Raw genomic sequence first — 25,742 nt, forward strand, 5'->3', positions numbered from 1 at the left:
AAAAAAATCTCATTGCAGTCGGCTATGCACTCCTCGTCGTGCAAGGCCGAACGTGCAAATGACCCAGGCATTCTTATGTAGGCAATCGTACCCGGAGCGATTATGGCGCGTATGGATTCACGCAGTGCAAACGTCAGCGCAGTAGTGGTTGGCGGCGAATTGAACGGCCTTGGCGTCGTCAGGTCGCTCGCTCGGCAAGGAATTCGGACCTTGACTGTCGATATGGAAAGCAGGGCTGCCTTTTGGTCTCGTCACACGCAGGGCCGGCTAATCAGAAATCTCGAAGGAAGAGAATTCATCGACGACATGATCGAAATCGGCAGGGGAATGAGCGAGCCGCCGGTTCTGATATTGACGGCCGAACCAGCGGTTCATGCTGTCTCCGAAAACATCGACGAAATATCGAAGTGGTTCCGCATTCGGATTCCGACCGACGAGAAGATAAAGCTCCTGAGCAGTAAGGCGAGTTTCCACGTGTTCGCACAAGTAAATGATTTTGAGGTTCCGCGTACTGTCGTTCTTGAAAGTGGCTCCGATATGGCACTGCTGGGTATGCTGCAGTTCCCATGCGTGATGAAACCCGATGACAAGCGAAGTGCGTTAACCGGAAAAAAAGAACGCGCGCTTCGTATCGAAACGCTAAAAGAGGCCCGCGAGCAAGCAGCCGTCATGCTTGAGACTCCTGGAGGAATCGTGGTGCAGGAGTGGATAGAAGGGGCGGATAGCAACATCTATTTCACGCTCTTTTATCGTGGTGCGGATGGACGGCCAATCGCAACCTTCACCGGACGCAAGCTCTCCTGCTATCCCCGCAACGTAGGTAGCACAGCGGTATGTGTTGCGGCGCCCGACGCGCACAAAGTACTCGAGCCCATCACGTTGGCTTTCGCGGAATGCGCGAGCATGGACGGCATGGGCAGCATGGAATACAAGTGGGACGATCATCGCCGGAAGTTCGTGATGATCGAACCCACCGTTGGAAGAACGGACTGGCAGGAAGAAATCGCTACCTTGTGTGGGACGAATATCCCAGTCGCGGCCTATCAGCACGAGCTAGGACTACCTGTGACGACGGCCACGGCAAACCGTGTGAGCGTCGCGTGGCGGGCGTCAATCGCCGACAAGCCGCCACCTCAACTGCTGACGGGCATCACGGAGATCGTGGACGGCTATTTTCGCATCGAGGACCCGTTTCCCGCTTTAAGACAGTACTGCATGGGAAATCCGTTGCGCCGACTGCGGCAGATGATGCAGAGAGATGTGCTCACAAATCGACCCGAAAATCTGTTAAGTGGGAGGAACTAATGGCAACGACCGATACCGCAATCATTGGTGCAGGACCTTATGGCTTGTCTCTCGCGGCTCACCTGGATGCGGCGGGCGTGCCTCATCAGGTTTTAGGCACGCCTATGGAAGGCTGGCGAAACTTCGCGCCACCGGGCATGCTGATGCGCTCTGACGGCTGGTCCACGAGTCTCTATGCACCGCAGCGCGGTTATGCGCTTCAGGACTATTGTGCGCTGAGGGGCATTCGCTACCAGCCGATCGGCATGCGCCTGACACGCGAAACGTTCATTGATTATGGACTGTGGTTTCAACAACAGCTCGTCGACGATTTAAGGCAGGTCGATGTTGTCGATATGCGCCGCGTGGACGGGATGTTCCATCTGTCGCTGAGTGACGGCACTTCCGTCGTCGCGCGCCGCGTGGTGCTGGCGCTGGGGCTCAAGGGTTTCGAAAAGACGCCTCCGGTTCTGCAAGGGCTGCCACGAGAATTCGTCTCCCATTCCTGCGAGTACGGAAATCTCGAATGGGTGCGAGGAAAGGATATCGTTATCGTGGGTGGCGGACAGTCGGCACTCGGCCTCGCCGCGCTCATGAACGAAAACGGTGGTCGTATCCGCGTGCTCGCGCGTGAACCTGTCGTGACGTGGAACAACAAACCGCAGAACAACCGGAGCCTTGTATCGAGGCTGATCAGGCCGGATGGGCGAATCGGCCCGGGTTGGCGCGCCCATATCATCGCGGAATGGCCGTTCGTGTTTCGCGCATTTGGCGCACAGCGCCGAAAGCAGGTCGTAAATTCCACGTGGGGCCCGTCTGGCGCCTGGTGGCTGCGCGATCGCGTCGTCGACCAAGTCGACGTGTCGGTCGGCAGCCAGATACGTCACGCGACCGTTGATAAAAATCGCATTGTCTTGCAGGTCTCCACGAAAGACCAGCAATCGCAGTTAGAGGCCGACCACGTCATTGCGGCGACCGGGTTCAAAACCGACCTCAGTCGACATGCATTTCTTTCAAGGGAAATCGTCCAGTCGATGTCCCTTGAAGACGGTGTGCCGGAACTCACGCGCCATTTCGAGACCGGTGTTCCCGGTCTCTATGTGATTGGACCCGCATCCGCATACAGCTTTGGTCCTGTGATGCGATTCATCTATGGAGCGAAATACGCAGCGCCGCAGGTTGCACGGCATATCGTGAAGCGTTATTGGCACGATAGCCCCGCGCCGCGAACGACGCCCGCCGCAGCAACTACGGAAGCAGTTGCGAATCAGGCGGATCATTAAGCGCCATCCATGCGGATCGTGTCGAGTTCAGGTTCATCGATACGCCAACTGTCTACTCAGTGAGTGTGCCCAATGATGATTCCCCAGCGAAACAGCGCCGTGAAAGAAATCATGGCTCGCTGCTTGTCCTTTTCCGGTATGACGTGGCTAACGCGAACTTTGCTATGGCGTGACAGAGTCGCGATCCTGCTGTATCACGATCCGGACCCTGCAACGCTCGATGTGCATCTGACCCATTTGCGGAAGATCTGCGACGTGATCCCTCTCGCGGCTCTCAATGAGCCCAGCAAAGGGCGGCCTCGCGCAGTCGTTACTTTTGACGATGGCCACGCAGGCAATGCTGATCTTCTGCCGGTTTTCATCAAACATAAGGTTCGCCCGACCATTTTCCTATGCAGTCGAATCGTCGCGCGCCGGCGCAGGCATTGGTGGTTGCATCCGTCAGCGGAACAGGCCGGTATCGAACGGCTGAAGCGACTAGGCAATTCACGTCGGCTGGCCGAACTCGAGGTGAGAGGATTTGCGCAGGACGGCGAAGACAAGCCGTCGGGCCTCACCCATGAGCAGATCCAAACGATGAAGCCTTACGTGGACTTTCAGGCGCACACGCGGTTTCATCCGATCTTGACGCGCTGCGAGGCATCCGAATGTGAGGAGGAAATCGCGGCTTCACGACACGAGGTTGGCGCTTTACTGAATAGCGAGTGCACTCACTTCGCGTATCCGAACGGCAACTACGGCGCGCGGGAGATCGAATACGTGAAGGCGGCGGGATTCAAGACCGCGCGCACCTGCGACGTTGGCTGGAACGATAGCCAAACCGATCCTTACCGTTTGCGCACGATCATCATTACCGACGACGCTTCGCCCACCTGGTTCGCCGCCCAATTGACAGGCATTCCGGTTTTTCTGCGCTACTTGCGAGGTGGCTCGTGGGATGGACGCTTTCCGCAGTTCTAGTTGGCGAAGGCCGGATGTCCGTCCGGCTGTAACCCTGTTGCGCTATTAAACGAACGCTGGAGTCAATTTTCATGAGGTTCGCTTACTGGGCCTGCGGCCTGTTGCTCAGCGGGCTCATTGCCGCGCTGTCATTGCGGCTACTCGCGGATCGCGGCGATGCGGCAGCCAGGGTGCCGCCAGCCAGCGGTCTGCTGGGTACGCCCCCGGCTGAGCGCACTATCGTCGCACCAGCCCTTGTTGACCCAGTGAATCCCGTTGACTTTGGCGCCAAGTGCGATGGCGTGTCGGACGATTCGTCAGCATTTCAGGCCGCGCTGGATGCCGGCGACGTACGGGTGCCGGCTGGGACCTGCGTGATCGACCACACGGTCAAAATCACGGTCAGCCATCGGCACATGGAATGTGCGAAAGGCACGACGCTCAGGCAGACCAAGCCGGTATTCAGCATGTTTTCCGTCGTCGCACCGGGGGGGAAAACGCTGACCGGCGACAGCATCGCCAATTGCGTATTCGAAGGAACCAATTCCACTGCTCCACGCTTTATTCTCGACGACGATGCGCTGCACTACAACATTCCCGTCGAGACGCGGGACAGGGTCAGCGACTTCATGCTTGTCGGCAACACCTTCAGGCGATTTTTTGGCCAGGCGATGTTTCAGACCTACGGGGAAGTGGACGGCGGCAGCGGCGACGTGATTGCATACAACCGTTTCGAGAGCTGCGGATACTACGGCGCCGTATTCGTCGCGCATCGACACGGGTACATTGGACATAATGTTCTGATAGATTGCGCGGTAGGTGTCGAGAATGACAATGCGCAGCAACTGGGCGGCGATAACGTGATCGAATACAACGACGTCAGGGCAATTCACGGCTATGGAGCGCCCGATATGGGCGCTTCGGTGCTGCTGACAGGTGGCACCGCCGGCGACGCAGACTACTCGACCAACATCGTGCGTTACAACACCGTAATGGGGGTAAGCGAAAAGGCGTACTATTCGTTCGCAACACGGCCAGGTATCATATGGCAAAAGGCGAGCGGCGGCGCCGCACAGTATCGGCAAAACACCTGCGTGAGAGGATGCAAAGTCGTTCAGTAAGCGCAACTGTGCTGCATTGACCGGAGGTGCGCGGCCGGGAGTTGGGAATCCCGACTGATGGATCGGTTTTCCAATCGAGCCAACTGAGGTCGCGTTACTTAAGTGAGGGTTCAAGATGACGACTCTTATACGAATAATCGGTACGATCGCGTTTCTATTCGTGGTCTACCTTGCTCTCAGAGCCGTCGCGGACGTCCTGTTTTCGAATACGTCGAAGAATGGCCGGCTCCGCCAGCGGCGCTTGCGCTCCTTGAGCAGCGCCGATCGAGCGGGAAATATTGAAAGTCAGCAGAACGCGGCGGATCACAACGGCCGCGGCTAGCGAGCCGCAGATGCGCTGCACCTACCTCGCGGTCCGACAACGGATCTTTACGATCCCTCGCCAGCATTAGTCCGTCTCGATCCCCAACGCGGTAATCAATCGTTCGCGCCGCGATAGCGCCTGCAAAGACCGCTTCCCGAGATGCGTCGCGACCAGATTGAGCAGGCCTTCGCAAAAGATCAGATACGCGCCCATGCTATTGCTGAAGAAACTGCTGTCATGCGGAATCAGGAACGCGTGGCGCGCGGGCGGCACCAGTGGAGACGCGAGCGTATCCGTGATCGCGATGACCGTCATACCCGCCTCGGCCGCTGCCTTCGCAGCTTCAGCGACGCTGCGCGTATAAGGCGAGACGCTCGTGACGACCACCACATCGCCCGGTTGCAACTGCGCGAGTCCTTCAGCCACGCCGAGCCCTTGTGCATCGAGCAACGCGACGTCGGTACGGATCATCCCGAGCCCATAGCAAAGAAAGCTGGCGAGGGCGCTGAACTGCCGCAAGCCGTGCACGCGCACGCGCGGCGCCCCCGCCAATAGCGCGGCCGCGCCACGCAGATCGTCAGCCGATAGCCGCGCGAGAAACGTCTCCACATTGACGATCGATTCGTGCGCGAGTTGCACGACGACCTCGACTTCGGGCGACGTTCCGCTATTGACGGGCGTGTGCGCACGCTGCTTTTTCCCTGCAACGAGCCGCTCCGCCTGATTCGTATAGAAATGCCGGTGACGCTCCGCCAGCGAATCGCGAAACACGCTCTGAAAATCCGCGAACCCTGTATAGCCGAGCTTCGTGCTGAGCCGCGTCAGCGTCGACGCATTGACGTCGAGTGCCGTCGCCAGATCGGTGATGGTCCGCACGGCCACTTCCTCCGGCCGTTCGAGCAGCCACGCCAGCACGGCGTGCGCCTTACCGCCGAGCGACAGGCCCGCCTCGTCGCGACCGATGCGCACCACCAGTTCGCGCAGCGCATCGACGCTGCGCGGCGCGCCAGCGACGGCTTCAGGCGCGCTCGCCTCGTCCTTGTTCGCCGGCTTGCGGCGCTTCGTGCGTAGGTTTGTGTCCATTGATCAATCGATATCGCGGCGGCGTCCCTGGTTGTTCATAAACGTCCCATTCTATGTGAGACGCCCTGATCACGATATCAGCGGTTGCGAGCGTGTTTTCGTCGTCGGGATCGGCGGGATCGGTGCGGTAGATCGGCAGCGATTCGTCGTGCGTGTCGGCGAGGATCGCGAGCGGCTCAGGCGCATGCCCCGCTTCGCTTGCGTCCCGCAGCATCCGGTCGCCGCGCGCCTGCCGACTACGCGATGAATCGGTCACGACCTGAGCGAGGCCGTGCATCGGCGGATGAATCGCGTGATTCGCATGCAATGACGGCTGCGTGATCTCCTGCACGGAACAACCGTGCGCGCTGTACTCGACGCTCAGCAACGGCGCGCTCGCCTGATGCGCAAGCGTCAGATGGAAGCCGCCCGCGCGGGGGTTGTCGCGCACCACGGCAACGGCCGCATCGAGATCGCGCGCATCCAGCAAGGCGCGCGTGAGCACCATGCGCGGCACGCCCGCCTCGGTCTCGCGCACCCGCAGGTTGTTCACGGTGACGGCAAGACCCGCGTCCGTCACGGCGAACGTATGGCCCGGCAGCGAGCCCGGATACACGAACGCCGCAAAGCCCGGACTGCCTTCGATCCGACACGCGGCAATCGCGCAATGCCCCGCGAAGCCGGGGTCGCCGTCTTCGTTGTGACTGATGCGCTTGCCATCAACCGATGGCAATTGAACCGTCGTGCAACCGTCGGGCGACGCAGCCCACAGGTCGCCGCGGCAGTTCCACAGGAACACATCGTCGAAGGGCAGTCCGAGGCCGTTGGCAAGCCCCTGCAATTCCGCCCAGATTCGCGGAAAGCGCTGCCGCGTATGTGCGGAAAGCGCGGCCGCGAGCGGCGTGCCACGCCATTGCATGACGTCGCGCCAGGCGGCTGATTGCACCAGGTGGCGATGCACGGCCAACGCGCCGAAGCGGCCTAACGCCTCGCCCGCGTCGAACGGCGAGCCGGAGATTTCGATGAATCCAATTGCAGACATGAGTTCGAGATCATTCGACGTGTTGAAGGAAATCGCGCAGGCGCTGATTCGGCGGATTGTCGAGCAACTGCGCGGGCGGCCCGTCGACCGTGATGTGGCCGTGCTCCATGAAGATAAGACGCGTGCCGACCTTGCGCGCGAACGTCATTTCGTGCGTCACGACGACCATCGTCATGCCCTCTTCCGCCAGCGACTGCATCACCCGCAGCACTTCCTGCCGCAGTTCGGGATCGAGCGCCGAAGTCGGCTCGTCGAACAGCATCAGCTTCGGCTTGACGGCCAGCGCACGCGCAATCGCGACGCGTTGCTGCTGACCGCCCGACAACTCGCTTGCATAGTGCCCGACGCGGCCCGCCAGGCCGACTTTCGTGAGCAGCTCGTGCGCGAGCGTTTCCGCGTCGGACTTGCTCATGCCGCGCACCTGACGCGGACCGAACGCGACGTTTTCGAGCGCCGTCAGTTGCGGGAATAGGTTGAACTGCTGAAACACCATGCCCGCTTCGCGGCGAATCTCGCGCACCTTCTTCGAGCCGCCGTGCACGCTGATGCCATCGACGATCAGATCGCCGCCGTCGATATGCTCCAGCGCATTGATACAACGCAGCAGCGTCGATTTGCCCGAACCCGACGGACCGATCAGCACCACGACTTCGCCCGCGCGAATGTTCAGATCGACGCCGTCCAGCACGGTGGTCTGCCCGAAGCGCTTCGTGACCTGCTTGAACTGCACCATATCGAGCGCGCTCATAGTATCCGCATCCTCTTTTCCATCGTGCGCAGACAGAACGTCAGCACACCGATCATGCACAGATAGATTGCGGCCACGGCCGTCCAGATTTCAACGGCCCGAAAATTCGCCGCCATGATTTCCTGACCCTGACGCGTGAGTTCACCGACGCCGATCACGATGAACAGCGACGTATCCTTCAGGCTCACGATGAACTGGTTGCCAAGCGCAGGCGTCATGCGGCGAATCGCAACGGGCCCGACGACGAACCCTAGCACGCGCCACATCGGCATGCCCAGCGCGAGTCCCGCTTCCTTCAATCCGCGCGGCACCGACAGGAACGAGCCGCGCACGATCTCGGCGATATACGCGCCCGAATTGACGATGATCGACACGATCGCGGCCGTCAACGCATCGACGCGCACGTTAAGCAGCACGGGCAGAGCGAAGTAGATGAACATCACCTGCACGACGATCGGCGTGCCGCGCACGAACTCGACGTACGCGAACGCGATCTTCTGCATGAAGGCGTTCCCGTACGCCCGCATCAAGCCGAACAGAAAGCCGACCGCCAGGCCTCCCGCAAGGCCCGCGATGGTGATGAGCACCGTCAGCTTCGCGCCCTGCAATAGTGCCGGTAACGCATCGACGACGACTGACAGATCGAACTGCATGACTTGCCTCCCGCAGCCGTTGCGTTATCAGGACTTCGTCGGCTCGGCGCCGAACCACTTCTTGTAGATCGCCGCATAGCGACCGTCAGCCTTGATCTTCGCGAGCGCCGCATTGACCTTCGGCACGAGCGGGCTGCCCTTCGGAAAGCCGATGCCGTATTGCTGCGCCATCATCTGCGGACCGACCGCCTTCACATGGCCCTTGCCGGCCGTGTTGATGTAGTAGAGAACGTTCGGCGTGTCGTGCATCGCTGCATCGACCCGTCCTGTCTGCAACTCCAGATACGCGTTGTCGATGTTCGGGAACTGGCGCAGATCGGTACCCGCGAAGTGCATCTTCGCGTAATCCGCCGCCGACGTCCCCGTCTTGATGGCGAGCGACTTGCCCTTCAGGTCGTCCGGGCCCTTGATCGCGCTGGTGGCCGGCACCATCAGCGTGAAGCCGCTGTCGTAGTAGCCATCGGAGAAGTCGATCACTTTCTTGCGCTCGTCCTTGATCGTGATGCCCGCGAGCGCGACGTCGACGTTATGGGTTTGCAGCGCCGGCAGGATGCCGCTGAAATCCATCGGCTGCAGCTTGTAGTCGAGCTTCAGGTCCTTCGCGATGGCTTCCCACAGGTCGATATCGAAGCCGACGTATTTGTCGCCCTGTTTGAATTCGAACGGCACGAACGCCGTGTCGCAGGCGACCAGCAAGGTCTCGGCCCGCGCGGCATGACCGAGGACGGAAACGGCGACGAGTGCAGCCGCGGCGAGCTTTGCTACGAGTTTCATGATGACCTCTTCGAGGTGGGGTTGAGGAACGACAGCAAACCGATTTGCGATGAGTATCTTTCTGCAAATTTATTTGCGCAATAGCTTGGCGCGCAAATTTGCTTGCGAATCGGGTATACCCCGATAGGAGATGTCGGACGGAAGGCGCTGGGTGCCGAAGCATGTCTTTGCGCCGAAGCGCTTGTGCCCGGCGCAATAGGGCATGCCGGATGCTGCGAATCCCCTGCGGCGGGACGGCTTTCGCGCGCGCTGTGTGTCGGTATTGAAAGTCGATTGCAAGGGAAAAATCTTCACGCGCGACGGAATAACGGTCAATCGATCGCGTTAGCCCTTGTGTTGCAGATGGCAGCCTGACGGTCGGAGCGCGATTCGGTGTCGACCGGCTTGCCCCCGCGCTACTGGAATGAATGCCACCGAATCTGGAGTGATTTTGAGTCACAACATGGTTCAACCCGGCTGGGTACGGATCACACACTGGATCAATGCTGTCGCGGTCGTGCTGATGGTCATGAGCGGCTGGCAGATTTACGATGCGTCGCCAATCTTTCCAGCCATTCAGTTTCCACCTTCGATCACACTTGGCGGTTGGCTCGCCGGCGCGCTGCTATGGCATTTCGCCGTGATGTGGCTGCTGGTCGCCAATTTTCTGGTCTATCTCGCGCTGAATCTGGCGTCCGGGCGCTTGCGACGCAAACTGCTGCCCATCAGGCCGAAACAGCTGGCCGCCGACCTGGTCGCCGCACTGCGCGGGCGCCTGAAACACGACGACCTCGCGCACTACAACTCGGTGCAGAAGCTCGCCTATCTCGTCGTGATCGCCGACATCGTGCTGATCGTGTTGTCGGGGCTCGTCATATGGAAGTCGGTGCAGTTCCCGCTGCTGCGCACGCTGATGGGCGGATATGACAATGCGCGCGTCGTGCACTTCGTATGCATGAGCGTCCTGGTGGCGTTTTTCATCGTTCACGTCGCGATGGCCGCGCTCGTGCCGCGCTCGTTACTGTTGATGATACGGGGACGGTAAATCGTGACGATCCGAAAACGCACCGCGCAAAAAGGCAGTTTTCTCGCGACGCATGCCGAATCGATCATCCGCGACGCACAGCGCGAACTCAAATCGCCCGCGCGCCGCCTGTTCGGCCGGCGGCTGCTGACCCTGGGCGGCATCGCGATGCTCTCCGGTTGCGATCTGACCAACGACAAGGCGGTGAACACCGCGCTGCGCCGCATCTCGTTCTTCAACGACCGCGTGCAGGCGCTGCTGTTCGATCCGAACAAGCTGGCGCCCACGTATCCGGAATCGATGATCACGCGGCCGTTTCCGTTCAACGCGTTCTATGAGATCGACGACGTACCCGAGATCGATGCCGCGACCTACCGTCTGCAGGTCACCGGCCTCGCGCATGGCAAGCGCACCTGGTCGCTCGACGAACTGCATGCGCTGCCGCAGGAAAGCCAGATCACGCGTCTTGTCTGCGTCGAAGGATGGAGCGCGATCGGCCGCTGGGGCGGCGTTCGCTTTTCCGACTTCCTGCGTCGCGCGGGTGCGGACACGACTGCAAAGTACGTGTCGCTGCATTGCGCGGACTACAACTACTGGACCAGCATCGACATGCCGACGGCGCTCCACCCGCAGACGCTGCTCACGCTGACTTACGACGGTGACGTGCTGCCGCCGAAGTATGGCTTCCCGATGAAGCTGCGCGTGCCGACCAAGCTCGGCTTCAAGAATCCCAAGCATGTCGTCGCAATCGAAATCACCAACCAGTATCCGGGCGGCTATTGGGAGAACCAGGGCTACAACTGGTTCAGCGGCTCGTGAAGCAATGATGTCTTTCCCCCGTCCTTCAACCATCCAGTTGGGAGGTTCTATGACACTCCGCATCAAACTTGGCGCAGCCTTTATGGCTGCCGCGCTCGCGAGCGCTGCTTTCGCGCAGGCGCCCGCCACGACGCCCACGCGCATCCGTGGCGAAATCGTGTCGCAAAACGGTGACACGCTCAAGGTCCATCGCCGCAGCGGCGATACCGTGTCGGTCGATGTGAAGCCGGATGTGCGTGTCTCGGCTGTGAAAACGATGCAGCTATCGGATATCAAGCCGGGTACGTTCATTGGCACGGCTGCAACCACGGGCACCGACGGCAAGCTGACGGCAACGGAAGTGGTGGTGTTCCCCGAGTCCGCGCGCGGCACGGGCGAAGGGCATTACCCGTGGGACCTGGGCCCGAAAAGCTCGATGACCAACGCGAACGTCGACTCCGTCGTGCAGAGCACTAACGGACGCGACCTGAAGCTGTCGTACAAGGGCGGCAGCAATGTGGTGACGGTGCCGCCAAACGTGCCCGTCGTCACGTTCACGCCCGCGGAGCACAGCGATCTTACGGCCGGCAAGAAGGTGTTCATCGTCGCAACGCCTGCGTCGCAGGGAAGTTACGTTGCGCAACGCGTCGTGGTCGAAAAGGACGGCGTGGTACCGCCGATGTGAGCGCTGACCTTCGCCTCGGCGAGCGCCACGCACGGCGTCATGTGTCGACGCCGCGCGTGCCGACGCATCGTCACGATTGATTTGCCTGGATGGGGTGCATTCATCTCGCTGCCCGCCGACCGCGCAGCCGCACGAGCATCGTCTGCGGATTCATGCGGGTCTGTTGCAGGAACACGGCGACGACGATGATCACCCCCTTCAGCACCAGTTGCGTATTGCTGTCGATGTTGTTGAGCAGCAGGATGTTGCCGAGAAATCCGAAGATCAGCACGCCCGCCACCGTGCCCGCGATCCGTCCGACGCCGCCCATCAGGCTCGTTCCGCCGATCACCACCGCCGCGATCGCATCGAGTTCCCAACCGACGCCGGCATCGACTTTCCCTTGCCGGTACTGCGCGGCATACAACACACCGACGAGCGCCGCGAGCATGCCCGAGATCGCATACGCGGCGATCTTGTGGCGGTCGACGTTGAGCCCCGAAATGCGCGCGCACTTTTCGTTGCCGCCGATCGCATACAGGTACTTGCCGAACACCGTGCGATTGAGCACGAAGTCCGCGATCAGCGCGATCACGATGAAAAAGAGCGCGGGAACGGGCACCACGCCGAACAGCAATGCACGCAGGTTGTCGATGTCGGTCGTCGCGTTGCTACCGCTATAGATTGAATACACGGCCGTATCCTGCCCGGCAACGAGCCGCGCCACGCCCATCATGCCGACCATCGCCGCGAGCGTCACGATGAACGGCTGCATGCGCCCGCGGGTGATGATGAGGCCATTGAGCGCGCCGATCGCGAGGCCCGCGAGCGGCACCATCCAGAGCACCATCAGGAGCGACACTTTCTGCGGCAGTCGATGCCACACGACGCCGCAAGCAAGCAGTGCGGCGAGCGCGGCAAGCGCCACGCGAACCGCGCGATGCCGCTTGCCAGACGCCTTGCCGCCGACGCCCGCAGTGCCCGCCGTTACCTTCGCGCCGCCCATGCGCCGCGCGAACATCCCGCCCGCCCCATAGACGATCGCGAACACACTCACGGCGTCGAGCGCGAGCGATGTCCACGAGGCCGCGTTGCTGCTGGGCGTCGTCAGCAGGATGGCGGTGAGCACGCTGCCGAAGCCCATCACCGAGCCGACGGACAGGTCGATGCCCGCCGTGATGATGACGAGCGTCATCCCAACCGACATCACGCCCACGTTCGCCACCTGGCGGAATACATCCGAGAAATTCGCCGACGACAGAAAGATGTTGCTGCCGTCCGCCGCGTGCGGCGACGTGAGCGCGCCGAGCGCGAGCAGCACGATCAGTCCAAGGTAGTACTTCACGTTCGTCAGCCACGCGCGCAATCGCTGCTGCCGCGTATCAGGCATCGCATCCATCGCCTGTTGATCGATCTTCAGCATGTTCGGGGCTCCATCGGCATCAAGGCGACGCCAGCTTTATGAGTTCATCTGCGGAAAATGCTTCGCGTTCGAGCACGCCTCGCCCGCGCCCTTCGCACAGCACGAGGATGCGGTCGCACATCAGCATCAGTTCATCGATCTCCGAACTAGCGACCACCACCGTCAGCCCGCTGCGAGCGGCCTGCAAAATCTGGCTATAGATTTCGGCCTTCGCGGCGACATCGACGCCACGCGTTGGCTCGTCGAGCAACAGGATGGCGGGCTGCGTCATCAGCCATTTGCCGATGATCAGCTTCTGCTGGTTGCCGCCCGACAGCGTCGCGACCGGCTGCGACGCGCCGCCGTACTTCACGTTCGACGCCTTCGCCTGCGCGGCCACGCGTCGCGCGATCACGCGCGGCCGGTAGAACGGAAAGCCTTCCACCTGCGCGAGACTCGGCAGCACCAGGTTCGCCTCGACCGACTGATCGACGATCAGCCCGTCCTTCTTGCGATCTTCGGTGACGAACGCGACGCCTGCCTCGACGGCGTCCGCCGGCGTCTTGAACGTGCGCCTTTCGGCGCCGATCTCGATTGCGCCCTCAACCCGATACGGCGACACGCCGTACAGCGCTTCGAGAATCTCCGTCTTGCCCGCGCCCAGCAGCCCCGACAGGCCGAGCACTTCGCCGCGCCGCACTTCGAACGACACGCAATCCACCACTGGCCGATGCTCCCCATGCAGCGTCAGATCGCGCACGGCAATCATCGTGTCGGCAGCGGCGCGCACTTCGCCGGACTCGCGATGCGGCGCGACGAAGTTCTTGCCGATCATCATCGACACCAGTTGTACCGCCGACTCCACGCGGCTCATCGGCAGCGTCGCAATATGGCGTCCGTCGCGCAGCACGGTCACGCGATCGGCAAGTTCGAACACCTCGTGCAAACGATGACTGATCAGCACGATGCCCATGCCACGCTCGCGCAACGCACGCACGAGGCCCGCGAGTGCATGCGCTTCCGTGTCGGAGAGTGCGGAAGTCGGCTCGTCCATGATGAGCACGCGCGCATCGGCAAGCAGCGCCTTGGCGATCTCGATCAACTGCTTTTCACCGATCCGCAACGCGCCGACGAGCGCCTCCGGCGACGGTCTGAATTGCAGTTGCGCGAGCACTTCGATCGCTTTCGCCCGCATCGCGCGATGATCGGGAAAGCCGAAGCGCGTCGTGATTTCCTGGCCGAGAAACAGGTTGTCGACAACGGACAGGCTATCCACCAGATTTAGTTCCTGGTGAATGATCGCGATGCCCGCTTCGTTGGCGTCGGCCGTGGTTCTAAAATCGACGGGAACGCCGGCCACGTCGATAGAGCCGGTATCGGGCAGATACAGGCCACCCAGTATCTTCATCAGGCTCGACTTGCCTGCGCCGTTCTCACCGGCCAGCGCATGCACTTCGCCCGGCATGATGTCGAAATCGACCTCGGTAAGCGCGGGGCTGCCGTTGAAGGCGATCGAAACGCGCTTCGCCGCGACGAGCGGTGTCGCGCTCGCTGGAACGCTTCGCTGCAGTAGGGGAGGATCGAGGCTGCTGGCATTCGGCGTCATGGATTCCCATCCGCTGATTATTCGTGGATGCAAAGTTGCGTGCTAAGCGCGCGCGGCGGTGACGACAACCGCTGCGCGCGCTCCACCGCGACTCAACTCGCGGCAAACTGCTTCGCGTTATCGGCGAAGATGCCCTGTGTCGGCATCGTCACTTTCTTCGGAATCTTTTCGCCGGCGAACATCTTCAGCGCCTGACGGATCGCTTCGCCGCCCGGCGTCGGATAAACGAACGTCGCGGTGAGAATGCCCTTTTCGACCCAAACCGCGCCTTCGTTCGGCAAGCCGTCCGCGCCGACGAACTTGATCTTCTTCTCGACCCCTGCATCCTTCACGGCGAGATATGCGCCATAGGCCATCGGATCGTTATGCGCAAACACGAGATCGACCTGCGGATTAACGCGCAACACCGTCTTCATGTAGTCGTAGGCCTTGTCCTGCTTCCAGTCGCAATCGACGCGCTGTCCGACGATCTTCAGCCCCGGCTCCTTGCCGACGAACGACATCATCCCGTCGTGCCGGTCGTGCGAAGCCTGCGTGCCGAAACCGCCCCACACTTCGACGATATTGCCTTTCGCCTTGCCCACGCCGCCCTGCGTCTTCACGATGAACTCGCCCGCGCCCTTGCCGATCAGCACGTTGTCGCCGCCGACGAACTGCGTGTACTGGTCGCCATTGACTTCGCGATCGAGCACGAACACGGGAATGCCTGCCTTGTAGGCTTTCTCGACGACGCCCGTGAGCCCCGCCGACTCCTTCGGCGAGATGAAGATCGCATCCATCTTTTGCGCGATGAAGTTCTCCACGTCGGCAACCTGCTTGTCGGTGCGGTCGTTCGCATCGGCGATGACGAGTTCGACATTCGGATGCTTCGCGGCCTCGGCCTTCATATCCTTGTTGAACTGCACTCGCCAGGGCTCGACGGTCGTGACCTGCGAGAAGCCGAAGCGGTATTTTTTGCCCTGCGCGTGTACATAGCCGGCCTTTAAGATCAGACCGGCCAAAGGCGCCGATACGAGCGCGCCGGTAAACAGACGGCGATTGCGGTTCATCTCTGTCTCCTATGTCAACGGGAGTTGGGGCTTTCCGCCCGCTCCCGCCCATCTATGATGGTTGTTTGGTTGCGCATGACGAGATGCGCGGTTAGTGCATCTGCTTCTCCTGCTCTGCTGCTTTGCGCCTGCTCTGCTTGGTGCCCCTATCGCGCATCACTTGTAAAGAACCGCGGCGATCTTCGGGTCATCGATATTGGTCTTGTCGTACCAGTAGAAGCCCGTATCGATCCGCTTGGGCAGCTTCTTGCCCTGAAGCGCCTCGACTGCCGCTTGCACGGTGTCGTAACCGATGCCGATCGGATTCTGCGTGATGGCCCCTGCCTCGTCGCCGTGGCGAATCGCGTCGAGTTGCTTTTCACCCGAGTCAAAGCCGACGATCGCGATCTTCCCGGTCATTTTCATTTCGCGGCATCCGTTCACGACACCGATCGCCGATCCTTCGTTCGTGCCGAAGATGCCTTTCAGATGCGGGTGGGCAGTGATGATCGATTTCGTGAGGTCCGTCGTGCGAGATGTAGACGATGCCGACGCCGGCCGACTGAAGCTGACGAATGATCCGGAACAGATCCTCTATCTCGACGTTGTTGAGCGCGGCCGTCGGTTCGTCCATGATCAGCACGCGTGAATCGAAAGACAATGCCTTCGCGATTTCCACCATCTGCTGCTTTGCGACCGTGAGCTCAGCGACGGGCGTACGCGGGTCAAGCTTCAGGTGCATGCGCTCGAAGATCTCAGCGGCCTTGCGATTCAGCGCGCGTTCGTCGATGAAGATGCCGCGGCGCGGCTCGCGCCCGATGAAGATGTTCTGCGCGGCGCTCAGATGGTTCATCAGGTTCAGTTCCTGGTGAACGATGCCGATGCCGAGCGCCTGGGCCGCGCGCGGATCGGGAATGTCGACGGACTTGCCGTCGATCAGGATTTCTCCTTCGTCCTTCTGATAGACGCCCGACAGCACCTTCATCAGCGTTGATTTTCCGGCGCCGTTCTCGCCCATCAACGCGTGTACTTCGCCCGGCAGCAACTCGAACTGGCAATTGTCGAGCGCCCGCACGCCAGGAAACGACTTGCTCAGATTGCGAATCGATACCAGTGCGCGACGACGACCGCCGTCCTGCCGTGTTTCTGTCTCACTCATTTCTTCTCGTCCAGTTTTTTTCGGCACCCAGCGAAACGTTTAGCGAAACGTTGCGGCGAGAGAGTAGATTGCTAGAAACCTTGTGTCAATGGTCAATCAGGCGTGACGGGGTTAACCATAAGATGCACATAACGAAACGTTTCGCTAAACGCTTTATCAAGCGAATCGAAAGCAGCTATGATTCGTCAACGGCTCACACTGATATCGGAAGAAAAACCGTGGCATCAACAATGAAGGATGTAGCGCGCCTTGCGCAGGTCAGCCTCGCGACAGTCTCCGCAGTGCTGTCCGGATCGACTTACGTAAGCCCCGAGCTGACCAGCCGCGTGAAGAAAGCTGTCGCCGCGCTGGGCTACTCGCCCAATTCTGTAGCTAGCAGTCTCAAGAAGGGTGCGACGAAGATAATCGGGCTGGTCGTGCCCGACATCACCAACCCGTTTTTCACGGAGCTCGTTCATTCGGTGCAAAAGCGCGCCCGCGAATTAGGCTACGCGGTTCTGCTATGCGACAGCGAACGCGATATCGAGCAGGAACGCTCGTATCTGAAGATGCTTCGCGCGCACCTGGCGACGGGCACCATTATTTGCCCCGCGGGACCCGACGCGTCATACAAGGACTTACCCAATGAGGTAGGCATCATGCCGATCGTCTCGGTCGACCACATCATCCGTGCCGACGATTACGACTCGGTCGTTCTCGACAACGTCGCGGCATCGCGCATGGTCATGCAGCACATCATCAGTCTGGGTCATACGCGTGTGGCGATCATTGCCGGACAGCAGCACCTCGTACCGGGCCGCGATCGTCTGGCCGGATTCGTCGAGGCGTTACGCGGTGCGGGCCTCGACGTGATACCCGAGTTCGTGCGTCACGGCGCGTTCAATGAAAGCGATGCGTTCGACTGCTCGCAAGCTCTGCTTGCACTGCCGGAGCGGCCATCGGCAATCTTTGCGGCCAACAACCAGATGCTGATCGGCGTGATGCGCGCGATCTCCGAGTCCGGGCTGTCCTGTCCGTACGATATCTCGGTCGCCGCCATCGACGATTTTCCCTGGGCGGCCGCATTCTCTCCCGCACTGACAACCGTGCGCCAACCCGTCGACGCGATGGCGGACGCCGCGTTCAATCTGCTGCTGGAACGTATCAACGGGACGGACGCTGCGCCACGGCATCTGGTGTTCACACCCGAAATGGTCATCCGGCAATCCTGCGTCGCGCCGGCGGCGCCGAGCGGACTTGCCGCGCGGCGCGCTCCGGCGCGGCGCACGAGAAAGCCAGCCAACGCGCACCTTGCCGACGCGTGAATCGACGCTCGGACTCCGCGAACCGGACTTATATCAACGACGAGAAGCAATCCGTGAAGAACATGCGACCTCTGATTCCGCCCGGACCGTTAGGTTTCGGCGCGGCCCCATTAGGCAATCTCTTCGCGCCCGTCAGCGACGAAGCCGCCGAAGAGACGCTGAGCGCGGCCTGGGACGCCGGCATGCGCTATTTCGATACCGCGCCGTTTTACGGCATGGGTCTGTCCGAACAGCGCCTCGGCCGGACCCTCGCGCATCATGCCCGCGAAGAGTTCGTCGTATCGACGAAAGTCGGACGTCTGCTGGTCCCGGATGCGTCCGTTTCCAGGGTTCAGCACGGATATGTCGGCGCGTTGCCGTTTCGCGTGGAATTCGATTATTCGGCGGAAGGAGTGCACCGCTCCATCGACGCGAGCCTCAGGCGTCTTTCGCTCGATCGCATCGATATCGTCTATATCCATGACGTCGCTGAGGACACGCATGGTGAGGACTGGCAGCGGCAATACCGTATCGCCGCTGACGGCGCGATGCGGGCGTTGACCGATCTGCGCGATCAAGGCGTGATTGGCGCATGGGGGCTCGGCGTCAACCGCGTCGAACCGTGTCTGATGACGTTGTGCGACGCCGATCCGGACGTGTTCCTGATCGCCGGGAGGTACACGTTGCTCGACACTTCGGCGCTCGATACGCTGATCCCCGTCTGCGATGCTCGCGGCGTACAGCTCGTCGCGGGCGGTCCGTTCAATTCGGGTTTGCTCGTGGGCGGCACGACGTTCGAATATGCCGAGGCGCCGGCGGAAATGTTAGAGAAGCGGCGCCGACTCCTGACCCATTGCGAAAGGTTCGGCGTAGACCTGAAGGCCGCCGCGCTGCAGTTCACCAATGCCCCGCGAGCGGTTGCTTGCGTGATTGCAGGCGCAAGGAACGCAACGGAGATCAGACAGAACTGCGCGGCAATGACCGAGACGATTCCACCAGCATTCTGGGCGGCATTGAAAACCGACGGCCTGCTTCCCGCTGACGCGCCGGAACCCCTCCTCGCGCGTGGTGCGCCCCACGCAGCGACGCCAGACCCCTCCGATCATGAGTGTCGTGGCACCCGCCCTTGATATCTGCACCGCTGAACGGCCTTGACCACGCGCGACGGATCAACATACGCCGCCGGACTCGGCACGCGATCCAACAAGAATGCATGGAGACAACGATGACTTCCCCGCTAGTGCTAAACGCCACGGACACGCTTCCCGACGACGGGTTCACGGGTACACTCGTCGGACGCGCGTGGCTGCCGCCTACCGGCACGGCGCTCGGCGGCCCGGCGGTAGTCGTACTGCGCGCCGATGGCGTGTTCGACATTTCCGACGTAGCGCCGACCATGAGCAGCCTGCTGGAACACGACGACCCTGTGACCACGGTACGTCGTGCAGCCGGCCGTTGGATCGGCAGTCTCGAGACGATGCTGGCGCACGCACCCGCCAACGCGGACGACACCCACCCGCATCTGCTCGCACCGTGTGACCTGCAGGTCATCAAGGCGGCGGGCGTCACGTTTGCGGGCAGTCTGATCGAGCGCGTGATCGAAGAGCAGACCAAAGGCGATCCTGCGGGCGCTGCGCAGATTCGCGCAACGATTCAGGCGCTGGTAGGTGACAGCCTTGCCAGCATTCGCCCGGATTCGGCCGAGGCGCGCGAACTCAAATCTTTGCTGATCGCGCAGGGCATGTGGTCGCAATATCTCGAGGTGGGGATCGGTCCCGATGCTGAGGTCTTCACGAAGGCACCCGTGCTGTCCGCTCTGGGCACCGGTACGGATATCGGTTTGCATCCCGGATCGGAGTGGAACAATCCGGAGCCCGAAGTCGTGCTGGCGATCAACAGCCGGGGCCAGGTGCTGGGCGCCACGCTGGGCAACGACGTCAATCTGCGCGACTTCGAAGGCCGCAGCGCGCTGCTGCTTGGCAAGGCGAAGGACAACAATGGCTCGACCGCCATCGGTCCGTTCCTGCGCCTGTTCGACGAGAGCTTTTCAATGGATCACGTGCGGCAAGCGGAGTTGGGCCTGCGTGTCGAAGGCAAAGACGGCTTCGTCATGGTCGGCACAAGTTCGATGAATCAGATCACTCGCGATCCGCTCGATCTCGTCGCCCAGACAATCGGCGCAATTCACCAGTATCCCGACGGCGCGGTGCTGTTCCTCGGCACTCTGTTCGCGCCAGTGGAAGACCGCGATGCGCCCGGCGCTGGTTTTACCCACAAGGAAGGCGACATCGTGCGGATTTCCACGCCCGCACTCGGCACGCTCGTCAACCGCGTAGGGCGCAGTGACCGTATCGCGCCATGGCGGTTCGGCGTGCGCGCGCTGATCACCAACCTCGCCCAGCGCGGACTGCTCGGCAAGCCGCTCTGAATTCGAACCCTTGCGCGCGCGACCAGCGGCGCTGCGCCCGTGAACTCCTGCGTGGAGATCGTCCAATGCCTACGACCCTGAAATCTGCAGCAACACCAACGCTCGCAGCGCATGCCGCAACCACGGACCCCATCATCCGGCTGCATCCCGATGACGATGTCGTGATCGCCCGCGACCAGCTCGTGGCGGGTATGCGCGTGGGCGACGACGTCAAGGTGGATGCGCACCGTCGCCGTCACTGAAACTCGGGACGAATTCGGCGCTCTGGCAACGACAGCAGGAGGATATCGATCTGAACTGCGGTGCCGTCATCGATGGCACGCGCACGGTCGATGAGTTGGGCGAGGAAATTTTCCAGCTGATGCTGGCCACTGCTTCGGGCCAGAAGTCGAAAAGCGAACTGCATGGATACGGCCAGAATGAGTTCGTGCCATGGCAGTTGGGCGCCATCACCTGAATCTGTCGGCCCTGATGTCAGCGGCCCCGTGTGCGGGATCATCAAACATCATCTAACTGGATTCACATGCTCAAGAATCTCAACCCTTTGCTGACCGGCGATCTGCTGTCGATCCTTGCATCCATGGGGCACGGCGACGAATTCGTGATCGCCGATGCCAACTTCCCTGCTGCCGCGTGCGCCCGACGCCTCGTTGAGCTACCAGGCGTCGCCGCGACCGAAATCCTCGACGCGGTGTGTTCCGTGTTTCCTTTGGACGACTTCGTGCCAAATCCGGCTGCCGTCATGCGGGCTCCAGATGAAAGCCCCGAGATTCACCGGCAGTTCGAGGCGACCATCGCGCAAGCCGAAGGACGCGTGCTCGAACTCGAGTTGCTCGATCGCTTCGAGTTCTACGAGCGTGCTCGGGCCGCGTTCGCGGTCGTCGCTTCAGGCGAGCGCCGACTATACGGCAACATCATCCTCAAGAAAGGGGTAGTACGTCTGTAATCTGCGTGGAGAAACCTGAACGTCATGCTCGATGCACACCAGCATTTCTGGCGAGTCGATCGTGGAGATTACGACTGGCTTGGTCCGCACCTTCAACCGCTCAATCGCGACTTTGAGCCTGCCGACCTGCTGCCGCACCTGTCCAGGGCCGGCATCACGCGTACGATCGTCGTCCAGGCCGCGCAAACCGAGGGCGAAACGGTCTATTTGCTCGATCTCGCGGAGCAGCACGATTTCATCGCGGGTGTGGTCGGGTGGCTCGACATGGAGGCCGACGATTTCGAGCACAAGCTTGACCGCTTCGCGACGTTTCCGAAGTTCGTCGGCTTGAGGCCCATGTTGCAAGACCTGCCCGACGACGCCTGGATCGTACGGCCGCGCGTTCTCGATGCGTTGAGGGTGATGGCACGCAAGAACGTTCCGTTCGACATACTGAGCTTTCCGCGACATTTGCGTCATGTGCAGCGTGCCCTGGAGCATACTCCCACGCTGCGTGCGGTCGTCGATCACATGTCCAAGCCAGATATCGCACATCAAACGTTCGAGCCGTGGAAAGAAGACATCGCGACATTGGCAAAACTTCCAAATGTCTTCTGCAAGCTGTCGGGACTGGTTACCGAAGCGAGCGAACACTGGCAATACAGCGATTTCGTCCCTTACGTCGATCATGTCGTTGAGTCATTCGGCGCGCAACGCCTGATGTTCGGCAGCGACTGGCCGGTCTGTACGCTGCGCGCGACCTACGCCGAAGTAGCGAATCTGATGCGCACGCTTCTCGCACGGCATTTTGGGGGCGACGCGCTGCACGACATCTTCGAGGCGAACGCCGCTCGCTTTTACGGCGTCTGAATCGCTTCCTCGCGATTCTTCGCTTCGGCGGCCCTGACACGCCTGAAGCCGCCGCGCGCCGGGGAGCGACTGACTTTGATCCTAAAAATAAAACTGTCAGAACTGCGCCGCATCTACCTTGAATTTTAAGACTCGCTGAAAAACGTCAAACGGCGACTTGTCGGCCACCTAGATCGATGAATGAAAAACTAAAAGTGAAAACCGGCAAACTTTGATACATCAGCAGCGAGGCGCTTTTACGGCCAGGTGTCCCGCGCTGGGTGCGGCGAAACCGCGTTAGTGGCGGTCACGCGCACCTAGATTCTTCCTCCCACAGATCGGCAAGTGCCCGACGATACATCGCATCGTGATCCCAACAAGGCGAGTCAAGGACATGTGAACTGGCTAAGACTTCCGGCGCGCTCAGCGAGCGCTTCCCGGACCACGCTGCCTTGTACTGGGCGAGCGCGGGCTTGATCTGTTCGAACTGAAACGCCGACCAGCGTCCCTTCTCGCGCCTCGCTCCAGCATGGTCCGTCCCGGCAGCCCGCACAGTCGACGCGCCTTCGGTCGTCGTTGAGCGGCGAGTCGCTTACATGCCCCGTTCAAAGAACTCCGCGCTATGGTCGATAAATGCCCTGACCTTTGCGGGTAATAGCGTGCGGCCGATATAGGCCAGTCGGACTTCAGCCGCCGTATCGACGATCTCGAAGCCTTCAAGCAGACGTACGAGCCGGCCAGCCTTGACGTCCTGCTCCACAAGCGCGGAGGGAAGCAATCCCACACCGTATCCCTCGAGAATGATGTCGCGATTGAATATCGGGTTATTCGAGGCGATCTCGTATTTGATCTGGACTGCGACGGTTTCGTGATCGATCTGGAACGTAAGGGTTGGTTTATGCATCGAGGGCGGTACCGTGACGAACACATGATCGGCCAGCTCCGCAGGATGCCGCGGCGGTGGACGCCTGCCGAGGTACGCCTGCGTCGTGACGATGACCAGCGGCAGCCGTTGGAGAAGCCGCGTCACGGCAAGATCCGTCGCGAGCATGAACGGTAGCACGATGCCCAGATCGTACCCGTCGGCCGTCAGGTCGACAGATCGCTCTGTCAAAGTGATATCCAGACTGATATTTGGATGCTTGCGCTTGAACGACGCCATCAACGGCGCGAGCCATGTCAACGCAGCCGTAGTGTGCGCGACCACACGCAATACGCCTGCCGGTAGTCGCCCATGACCTGCAGCGCTCGCTTCCAGGCGATCCAGATCGTCGAGAATGCGACAGCACCCCTCGTAAAAGTGCTCCGCGGCTTCCGTGAGAGAAAACTGCCGCGTCGAACGGTGAAACAGTCGTGCTCCCAGACGCTCCTCCAGCGAGGCTATCGAGCGTGAAACAACTGAAGGTGACAGGTCCATCATTTCGCCCGCGCGCCGGAAGTTTCTCACTTCGACGATCGTGCGGAAAAGACGCAAGCTTTCTATATATTCCATGATCTACGTTTCGAGCGCCTGGACGCGTTGCAATCGCAACACTTTGCGACCTCGTTCAACGATTGTCGACAGTGCAGCGCTGGTGCCATCCCATCGGCGGCGATTTTTCCGTTGACTGCTGATGCAGTACGGATGAAGCAAATTGCGCTAGCACTGTCTGGCTCAACTGGTCGATCGCACTCTGCGGATAGCAGAGACTAAAGAGCTGCATGCCTTCGCAAAGGCTCACGAGGCAGAGCGCCAGCGCATCCGACGGCAGCGGCAATGCGCTGGCGCTTTCCCTCAGGAGCGTTTGAATATGGGCGCCGACCTGCAAAAGCTTCTCGCGTCGCAACCCATGAATGCGCTCCTGAAAGACGCTGTCGCGGCGTGCGAGGAGGTACGCCTCGACCCAAAGCGGAAAGCATTCTCGATCACGCCACAAACGCACCAGATTCGCAATCACGCACGCGGTCGCTTGCTCAGGCGTGCCAGAATCCCGAAAGACCGCCCGCATATGCGCATGCGCCGCTTCGACGTCGCGCCGCAACAGTTCCGTCAGCAGATCCTGTTTGCTCCTGAAATTGGAGTAGAAAGCGCCCCTCGTGTACCCGGCGGCCTCGACGATGTCCTCCACGGTCGTCGCCGCGAAGCCCTTCCCGAGGAACATGGTCCTTGCGGCACCGTACAGGCGCTCCCGGGTCTGCTCTTTTCTGCGCGCGTGGCTCAGGCGTTCGTGCTTCATAGCGTGGCTCGAGGCGATCTCACTGTTCGTGATCGTCTGCGCAAGACGAACCTGTGAAATCGCCGTCTCTCGTTGTGCCGCTGGGACCGACTCATGGTTTCCCGTGGATGTTCGACATTACACTCATAATTGATATTTATGTCAATCAAGAAATTGAGGGCGCGAGCGACGCTTCAGTTGGCCTCGACTAAAGCCCGGATGGGCCGTTGGGTAAGGTGATGCCGGCCGCTGGGCGCAATGCCGGTTCTGTTTGCTGTCTCCACAGTCACTCCGTCTGTTCTAGTAAGACCGGCTTTTGCCGCCGTTCATGACATCCGACTCATCACTGATCGCTTTGTCAATTAAGACATTCGAATCTATACTGTGGCTATGCCCAGAACTGGATTCACCATGACAACCACGACAAAGCGCGCGGCAGCCAGGCGCTCCCCGGCTAAGGCGTCCGCCTCCCCGGCTCCCGTCATCGAAGAAAAAGAACCTCGCGGCGCCCGCCGCAAGCGCGAGACGCGCGCCCGTCTGCTCGACGCCGCCCTCAGGCTGATGGCCGAAAGGGGCATGGAAGGCGTGGCGATCAATGAAATCACCGAGGCCGCCGATGTCGGCTTTGGCTCCTTCTATAACCACTTCGAGTCGAAGGAAGCGATCTACGCGACGCTCGTCGACAACGTATTCGAAGAGTTTGCGAACGTGCTGGATCGCCTCGCGGGAGGCATTACCGATCCCGCGGAAGTAGTGGCCGTCTCGGTGCGCCACACCGTGCTGCGCGCACGGCACGATCCGGTGTGGGGACGCTTTCTGATTCGCGAAGGGTTTTCGGCGCCTGCGCTGAGTCGTGGACTGGCTCAGCGGCTTATGCGCGACATTCGAAATGGCATTGCGGCAAAGCGATTTGTCGTTGCCGACCCGTTTATCGGCTACCTCGCAGTGGGCGGCACCGTTCTTTCTGCCATCGCGGCCGAACTGAACTATGTCGCGCCGGGCGCAAGTGCCGCAGGTATGCTGAAGGAGCTGGGTTTCAGCGGCGAGCACTTTCCGGAGCGCACGGCAGCCATGTTGCTCCAGATACTCGGCCTGAAGCGCGCAGAGGCGGAAAAGATTGCCGCGCGTCCACTGCCGATCGTCGAGGTAGCCGACGAGGCAGCTTGAGGTCGCCAGTCGTGCGCGGAACGTC

The 25,742-nt window shown here is 60.9% G+C and carries 24 protein-coding genes and 3 pseudogenes; 15 read left to right on the forward strand and 12 right to left on the reverse strand.

Annotation, left to right across the window (positions count from 1 at the left end; all coding sequences use genetic code 11):
• Positions 1-102: 102 nt before the first annotated feature.
• The 4 genes from G5S42_RS12070 to G5S42_RS12085 all read left to right on the forward strand — a co-directional run bounded on the left by G5S42_RS12070 (position 103) and on the right by G5S42_RS12085 (position 4,627).
• Positions 103-1,305, forward strand: coding sequence for a carboxylate--amine ligase (locus G5S42_RS12070; RefSeq protein WP_176106945.1), 1,203 nt, complete (start codon positions 103-105; stop codon positions 1,303-1,305).
• A complete protein-coding gene (locus G5S42_RS12075; RefSeq protein WP_176106946.1) occupies positions 1,305-2,567 on the forward strand; it encodes an FAD-dependent oxidoreductase in 1,263 nt (420 codons plus the stop codon). The genes G5S42_RS12070 and G5S42_RS12075 overlap by 1 nt, the downstream gene beginning before the upstream one ends.
• Positions 2,568-2,642: 75 nt before the next feature.
• Entirely contained in the window at positions 2,643-3,527 is an 885-nt protein-coding gene (locus G5S42_RS12080) for a polysaccharide deacetylase family protein (protein WP_176110493.1), read from the forward strand.
• A gap of 71 nt (positions 3,528-3,598) precedes the next feature.
• Complete coding sequence (locus G5S42_RS12085; protein WP_176106947.1) at positions 3,599-4,627, forward strand: hypothetical protein; 1,029 nt, start codon at positions 3,599-3,601, stop codon at positions 4,625-4,627.
• A 388-nt stretch (positions 4,628-5,015) separates the two neighbouring features.
• On the opposite strand, the gene G5S42_RS12090 is transcribed toward G5S42_RS12085, so the two are convergent.
• The 5 genes from G5S42_RS12090 to glnH are packed head-to-tail and all read right to left on the reverse strand — an operon-like array spanning position 5,016 to position 9,210.
• Positions 5,016-6,014, reverse strand: a complete 999-nt coding sequence (locus G5S42_RS12090) for a MurR/RpiR family transcriptional regulator (RefSeq protein WP_176106948.1) — start codon at positions 6,012-6,014, stop codon at positions 5,016-5,018.
• Positions 5,950-7,035 carry a C45 family autoproteolytic acyltransferase/hydrolase gene (locus G5S42_RS12095; protein ID WP_176106949.1) on the reverse strand — a complete coding sequence of 362 codons (1,086 nt, stop codon included), beginning with the start codon at positions 7,033-7,035 and terminating at the stop codon, positions 5,950-5,952. Before G5S42_RS12095 ends, G5S42_RS12090 begins: the two co-directional genes overlap by 65 nt.
• A 10-nt stretch (positions 7,036-7,045) precedes the next feature.
• On the reverse strand, positions 7,046-7,783 hold the full coding sequence (gene glnQ / locus G5S42_RS12100; protein WP_018438275.1) for a glutamine ABC transporter ATP-binding protein GlnQ: 738 nt from the start codon (positions 7,781-7,783) through the stop codon (positions 7,046-7,048).
• On the reverse strand, positions 7,780-8,436 hold the full coding sequence (gene glnP, locus G5S42_RS12105) for a glutamine ABC transporter permease GlnP (protein ID WP_018438276.1): 657 nt from the start codon (positions 8,434-8,436) through the stop codon (positions 7,780-7,782). Before glnP ends, glnQ begins: the two co-directional genes overlap by 4 nt.
• Positions 8,437-8,463: 27 nt before the next feature.
• Positions 8,464-9,210 (reverse strand): glutamine ABC transporter substrate-binding protein GlnH, encoded by a 747-nt coding sequence (gene glnH, locus G5S42_RS12110; RefSeq protein ID WP_176106950.1) that lies wholly within the window; start codon positions 9,208-9,210, stop codon positions 8,464-8,466.
• Positions 9,211-9,652: 442 nt separating this feature from the next.
• On the opposite strand from glnH, the gene G5S42_RS12115 reads away from it, so the two are divergent.
• From G5S42_RS12115 to G5S42_RS12125, 3 genes are read left to right on the forward strand one after another with little or no spacing between them, the layout of a single operon-like run.
• A complete protein-coding gene (locus tag G5S42_RS12115) occupies positions 9,653-10,234 on the forward strand; it encodes a cytochrome b/b6 domain-containing protein (protein ID WP_246391965.1) in 582 nt (193 codons plus the stop codon).
• A 3-nt stretch (positions 10,235-10,237) separates the two neighbouring features.
• Positions 10,238-11,032 carry a molybdopterin-dependent oxidoreductase gene (locus tag G5S42_RS12120; RefSeq protein WP_176106952.1) on the forward strand — a complete coding sequence of 265 codons (795 nt, stop codon included), beginning with the start codon at positions 10,238-10,240 and terminating at the stop codon, positions 11,030-11,032.
• A 49-nt stretch (positions 11,033-11,081) separates the two neighbouring features.
• Positions 11,082-11,696, forward strand: coding sequence for a hypothetical protein (locus tag G5S42_RS12125; RefSeq protein ID WP_176106953.1), 615 nt, complete (start codon positions 11,082-11,084; stop codon positions 11,694-11,696).
• A 100-nt stretch (positions 11,697-11,796) separates the two neighbouring features.
• On the opposite strand, the gene G5S42_RS12130 is transcribed toward G5S42_RS12125, so the two are convergent.
• The 5 genes and pseudogenes from G5S42_RS12130 to G5S42_RS12150 form a co-directional block, all read right to left on the reverse strand.
• Positions 11,797-13,098, reverse strand: coding sequence for an ABC transporter permease (locus tag G5S42_RS12130; RefSeq protein ID WP_176106954.1), 1,302 nt, complete (start codon positions 13,096-13,098; stop codon positions 11,797-11,799).
• A 19-nt stretch (positions 13,099-13,117) separates the two neighbouring features.
• Positions 13,118-14,683, reverse strand: a complete 1,566-nt coding sequence (locus G5S42_RS12135; protein WP_176106955.1) for a sugar ABC transporter ATP-binding protein — start codon at positions 14,681-14,683, stop codon at positions 13,118-13,120.
• A gap of 92 nt (positions 14,684-14,775) precedes the next feature.
• Entirely contained in the window at positions 14,776-15,732 is a 957-nt protein-coding gene (locus G5S42_RS12140) for a substrate-binding domain-containing protein (RefSeq protein ID WP_176106956.1), read from the reverse strand.
• A gap of 156 nt (positions 15,733-15,888) precedes the next feature.
• Positions 15,889-16,245, reverse strand: a pseudogene (locus tag G5S42_RS12145) (substrate-binding domain-containing protein); the annotation flags it as partial.
• Positions 16,241-16,870: pseudogene (locus G5S42_RS12150) on the reverse strand (ATP-binding cassette domain-containing protein); the annotation flags it as partial. The pseudogenes G5S42_RS12150 and G5S42_RS12145, both read right to left, overlap by 5 nt.
• On the opposite strand from G5S42_RS12150, the gene G5S42_RS12155 reads away from it, so the two are divergent.
• The 7 genes and pseudogenes from G5S42_RS12155 (at position 16,825) to G5S42_RS12185 (ending at position 22,376) form a co-directional block, all read left to right on the forward strand.
• Positions 16,825-18,174, forward strand: coding sequence for a LacI family DNA-binding transcriptional regulator (locus G5S42_RS12155; protein ID WP_176106957.1), 1,350 nt, complete (start codon positions 16,825-16,827; stop codon positions 18,172-18,174). The pseudogene G5S42_RS12150 and the gene G5S42_RS12155 overlap by 46 nt on opposite strands.
• A 62-nt stretch (positions 18,175-18,236) precedes the next feature.
• Complete coding sequence (locus G5S42_RS12160) at positions 18,237-19,283, forward strand: aldo/keto reductase (RefSeq protein WP_176106958.1); 1,047 nt, start codon at positions 18,237-18,239, stop codon at positions 19,281-19,283.
• Positions 19,284-19,378: 95 nt separating this feature from the next.
• Positions 19,379-20,581 carry a fumarylacetoacetate hydrolase family protein gene (locus G5S42_RS12165; RefSeq protein WP_176106959.1) on the forward strand — a complete coding sequence of 401 codons (1,203 nt, stop codon included), beginning with the start codon at positions 19,379-19,381 and terminating at the stop codon, positions 20,579-20,581.
• A gap of 65 nt (positions 20,582-20,646) precedes the next feature.
• Positions 20,647-20,823: a hypothetical protein gene (locus tag G5S42_RS12170; protein ID WP_176106960.1), complete on the forward strand. Its 177-nt coding sequence runs from the start codon at positions 20,647-20,649 to the stop codon at positions 20,821-20,823.
• Positions 20,790-21,038 (forward strand): annotated as a pseudogene (locus G5S42_RS12175) (altronate dehydratase); the annotation flags it as partial. The gene G5S42_RS12170 and the pseudogene G5S42_RS12175, both read left to right, overlap by 34 nt.
• A gap of 66 nt (positions 21,039-21,104) precedes the next feature.
• Entirely contained in the window at positions 21,105-21,527 is a 423-nt protein-coding gene (locus G5S42_RS12180; protein ID WP_176106961.1) for an RbsD/FucU family protein, read from the forward strand.
• Between the two features lie 24 nt (positions 21,528-21,551).
• Positions 21,552-22,376, forward strand: a complete 825-nt coding sequence (locus tag G5S42_RS12185) for an amidohydrolase family protein (RefSeq protein ID WP_176106962.1) — start codon at positions 21,552-21,554, stop codon at positions 22,374-22,376.
• A gap of 571 nt (positions 22,377-22,947) precedes the next feature.
• Here the strand turns inward: G5S42_RS12185 and G5S42_RS12190 are convergent.
• Positions 22,948-23,847 carry a LysR family transcriptional regulator gene (locus G5S42_RS12190; protein WP_176106963.1) on the reverse strand — a complete coding sequence of 300 codons (900 nt, stop codon included), beginning with the start codon at positions 23,845-23,847 and terminating at the stop codon, positions 22,948-22,950.
• 55 nt (positions 23,848-23,902) lie between these two features.
• On the reverse strand, positions 23,903-24,571 hold the full coding sequence (locus G5S42_RS12195) for a TetR/AcrR family transcriptional regulator (RefSeq protein WP_176106964.1): 669 nt from the start codon (positions 24,569-24,571) through the stop codon (positions 23,903-23,905).
• A 390-nt stretch (positions 24,572-24,961) separates the two neighbouring features.
• On the opposite strand from G5S42_RS12195, the gene G5S42_RS12200 reads away from it, so the two are divergent.
• Positions 24,962-25,717, forward strand: coding sequence for a TetR/AcrR family transcriptional regulator (locus G5S42_RS12200; protein ID WP_176110496.1), 756 nt, complete (start codon positions 24,962-24,964; stop codon positions 25,715-25,717).
• Positions 25,718-25,742 lie beyond the last annotated feature (25 nt).

The organism is Paraburkholderia youngii (assembly GCF_013366925.1).
In the GTDB taxonomy this organism is placed as follows: domain Bacteria; phylum Pseudomonadota; class Gammaproteobacteria; order Burkholderiales; family Burkholderiaceae; genus Paraburkholderia; species Paraburkholderia youngii.

Excerpts from the sequence above, each read along its gene's own strand:
- G5S42_RS12070 (WP_176106945.1), top strand. The coding sequence starts at position 103 with ATGGCGCGTATGGATTCACGCAGTGCAAACGTCAGCGCAGTAGTGGTT.
- G5S42_RS12075 (WP_176106946.1), top strand. The coding sequence starts at position 1,305 with ATGGCAACGACCGATACCGCAATCATTGGTGCAGGACCTTATGGCTTG.
- G5S42_RS12080 (WP_176110493.1), top strand. The coding sequence starts at position 2,643 with ATGATTCCCCAGCGAAACAGCGCCGTGAAAGAAATCATGGCTCGCTGC.
- G5S42_RS12085 (WP_176106947.1), top strand. The coding sequence starts at position 3,599 with ATGAGGTTCGCTTACTGGGCCTGCGGCCTGTTGCTCAGCGGGCTCATT.
- G5S42_RS12090 (WP_176106948.1), bottom strand. The coding sequence starts at position 6,014 with ATGGACACAAACCTACGCACGAAGCGCCGCAAGCCGGCGAACAAGGAC.
- G5S42_RS12095 (WP_176106949.1), bottom strand. The coding sequence starts at position 7,035 with ATGTCTGCAATTGGATTCATCGAAATCTCCGGCTCGCCGTTCGACGCG.
- glnQ (WP_018438275.1), bottom strand. The coding sequence starts at position 7,783 with ATGAGCGCGCTCGATATGGTGCAGTTCAAGCAGGTCACGAAGCGCTTC.
- glnP (WP_018438276.1), bottom strand. The coding sequence starts at position 8,436 with ATGCAGTTCGATCTGTCAGTCGTCGTCGATGCGTTACCGGCACTATTG.
- glnH (WP_176106950.1), bottom strand. The coding sequence starts at position 9,210 with ATGAAACTCGTAGCAAAGCTCGCCGCGGCTGCACTCGTCGCCGTTTCC.
- G5S42_RS12115 (WP_246391965.1), top strand. The coding sequence starts at position 9,653 with ATGGTTCAACCCGGCTGGGTACGGATCACACACTGGATCAATGCTGTC.
- G5S42_RS12125 (WP_176106953.1), top strand. The coding sequence starts at position 11,082 with ATGACACTCCGCATCAAACTTGGCGCAGCCTTTATGGCTGCCGCGCTC.
- G5S42_RS12130 (WP_176106954.1), bottom strand. The coding sequence starts at position 13,098 with ATGCTGAAGATCGATCAACAGGCGATGGATGCGATGCCTGATACGCGG.
- G5S42_RS12135 (WP_176106955.1), bottom strand. The coding sequence starts at position 14,683 with ATGACGCCGAATGCCAGCAGCCTCGATCCTCCCCTACTGCAGCGAAGC.
- G5S42_RS12140 (WP_176106956.1), bottom strand. The coding sequence starts at position 15,732 with ATGAACCGCAATCGCCGTCTGTTTACCGGCGCGCTCGTATCGGCGCCT.
- G5S42_RS12160 (WP_176106958.1), top strand. The coding sequence starts at position 18,237 with ATGCGACCTCTGATTCCGCCCGGACCGTTAGGTTTCGGCGCGGCCCCA.
- G5S42_RS12165 (WP_176106959.1), top strand. The coding sequence starts at position 19,379 with ATGACTTCCCCGCTAGTGCTAAACGCCACGGACACGCTTCCCGACGAC.
- G5S42_RS12170 (WP_176106960.1), top strand. The coding sequence starts at position 20,647 with ATGCCTACGACCCTGAAATCTGCAGCAACACCAACGCTCGCAGCGCAT.
- G5S42_RS12180 (WP_176106961.1), top strand. The coding sequence starts at position 21,105 with ATGCTCAAGAATCTCAACCCTTTGCTGACCGGCGATCTGCTGTCGATC.
- G5S42_RS12185 (WP_176106962.1), top strand. The coding sequence starts at position 21,552 with ATGCTCGATGCACACCAGCATTTCTGGCGAGTCGATCGTGGAGATTAC.
- G5S42_RS12190 (WP_176106963.1), bottom strand. The coding sequence starts at position 23,847 with ATGGAATATATAGAAAGCTTGCGTCTTTTCCGCACGATCGTCGAAGTG.
- G5S42_RS12195 (WP_176106964.1), bottom strand. The coding sequence starts at position 24,571 with ATGAAGCACGAACGCCTGAGCCACGCGCGCAGAAAAGAGCAGACCCGG.
- G5S42_RS12200 (WP_176110496.1), top strand. The coding sequence starts at position 24,962 with ATGACAACCACGACAAAGCGCGCGGCAGCCAGGCGCTCCCCGGCTAAG.